The 2,053-nt window shown below is 73.2% G+C and carries 2 protein-coding genes; one reads left to right on the plus strand and one right to left on the minus strand.

The window, feature by feature from the left end; genetic code table 11:
- Window positions 1-178: 178 nt before the first annotated feature.
- Window positions 179-688 carry a general stress protein gene (locus ACOJUF_RS24010; RefSeq protein ID WP_420124328.1) on the minus strand — a complete coding sequence of 170 codons (510 nt, stop codon included), beginning with the start codon at window positions 686-688 and terminating at the stop codon, window positions 179-181.
- A 163-nt stretch (window positions 689-851) separates the two neighbouring features.
- Between ACOJUF_RS24010 and ACOJUF_RS24015 the strand changes: the two genes are divergently transcribed.
- Window positions 852-1,997: a P-loop NTPase gene (locus ACOJUF_RS24015; protein WP_420124329.1), complete on the plus strand. Its 1,146-nt coding sequence runs from the start codon at window positions 852-854 to the stop codon at window positions 1,995-1,997.
- Window positions 1,998-2,053 lie beyond the last annotated feature (56 nt).

Raw genomic sequence — 2,053 nt, forward strand, 5'->3', positions numbered from 1 at the left:
CCCCGCCCGGGCGGGGGCGGGGGCACCCCCGCGCCCCCCGCCGTTCGTGTTTCTTGGGGGTGGAGCCTTGGCCGGCCGGGCTAGCGGCGGCCCCGGGTCGGCCGAGCGAGCGAGGCCGCCCATCGAACACCGAGCTGGGCCGGCGCGCGGCCCGGCGGCGACGCAGGAGCCCGCCGGGCTAGCGGCGGCCCAGCTCCATGCGGGCCAGGATGTCGCGCGCCTGTTCGGCGGTACGGGGCTCGCACAGCACGTCATAGCGGCGGGCGACGACCTGGGAGGCGGAGGTGAAGTCGCGGCGGCCCTTGGCCACCGAATAGCCCAGGTACCCCATCACCGCGCCGAACGCCGCACCGATGGCCACGGCGGCCAGGATGAGCAGGGCGACCCCGCTCTGCACGGGCGAGAAGACGAACATCAGCAGACCGACGAACAGACCCATCCAGGCACCGGACGCGGCGCCTGCGGCCGCGAGCTTGCCGGCGGTCAGCCGGCCGGTGACCCGCTCGACCAGTTGCAGGTCGGACCCGACGATGGTCACGTCCTGGATGGAGAAGTCCTGCTTGATCAGGTGCTCGACGGCGGCCTGAGCGCTCGCGTAGGTCGGATAGGCGGCCACCGCAAAGCCGGTCGGCGGAGTCGGCAGGTTGGGCACCGTGCCGACGTTGCGGAAACCGATGGGCGACGTCATGCAAACCTCCACTTCGACCCTTCCCATGCTGGCACAGGTAGATGTGCAAGCGATGGGAGCACCGGTCACGCTGAGTCCGTGCGGAGTCCGTGCCGGGCGAAACCGGCGCCGCCCGTACCCTGGCAGGGGCCCGGCGCCACCCGGCCGGGATCGAAAGGACATCATGAGCGTCACCGTCGAGGCCGTGCGAGCCGCACTGGCCACCGTCAAGGATCCGGAGATCCGGCGGCCGATCACCGAGCTGGACATGGTGGCCGACCTGTCGGTCGACCCGTCCGGGGTGGTCGGGTTCACCCTGCTGCTGACCATCGCCGGCTGCCCGATGCGCGAGACGCTGGTCAACGACGTCACCGCCGCCGTGCGCGGGGTTTCCGGGGTGAGCGATCTGCGGCTGCAACTGGGCGTGATGACGGACGAGCAGCGCACGGCGCTGCGGGAGAAGCTGCGTGGCGGCCCCGGCAAGGAGATCCAGTTCTCCCGGCCCGATTCCCGGACCCGGGTCTACGCGATCGCCTCGGGCAAGGGCGGCGTCGGCAAGTCCACCGTGACGGTCAACCTGGCCGCGGCGCTCGCCGCGCAGGGGTTGGCGGTCGGTGTGGTGGACGCCGACGTGTACGGCTTCTCGGTTCCCCGCATGCTCGGTGTGACCGGCCGGCCCACGCGCGTCGGCGACATGATCCTGCCGCCCGTCGCGCACGGGGTGAAGGTCATCAGCGTCGGCATGTTCGTCGACGGCAACGTCCCGGTCGTCTGGCGCGGGCCGATGCTGCATCGTGCGCTGCAGCAGTTCCTGGCCGACGTCTACTGGGGCGACCTGGACGTGCTGCTGCTGGACCTGCCGCCGGGGACCGGTGACATCGCCATCTCGACGGCGCAACTGGTGCCGACGGCCGAGATCGTCGTGGTGACCACGCCGCAGGCGGCGGCCGCCGAGGTCGCCGAACGGGCCGGGGCGATCGTCGGCCAGACCCGGCAGCGGATTGCCGGCGTCGTGGAGAACATGAGTGCGATGGTGCTGCCCGACGGCAGCCGCCTGGACCTGTTCGGGTCCGGCGGCGGTGAGTCGGTCGCGGCCTCGCTGAGCCGGCTGACCGGGACGACCGTCCCGCTGCTGGGTCAGGTTCCGCTGGAAGTCGATCTGCGCGCGGCCGGCGACGCCGGTACCCCGCTGGTCCTGGGCGGGGCGTCGAGCCCGGCGGCGCAGGCGTTGCGCGCGGTGGCCGCCACCCTCGGCGAGAAGTCCAAGCCGCTCGCCCGGGTGCCGCTGGGCATCTCACCGGCCGGCCGCCGGGCCGGCGCCGGCGTCTGACGCCCGGCCCTCCGCCGCACCCACCGCCCAGGCGGCGGCTCAGGTCGCGTCGGCGT

The sequence above is a fragment of the Nakamurella sp. genome (genome assembly GCF_048594475.1).
Classification (GTDB): domain Bacteria; phylum Actinomycetota; class Actinomycetes; order Mycobacteriales; family Nakamurellaceae; genus Nakamurella.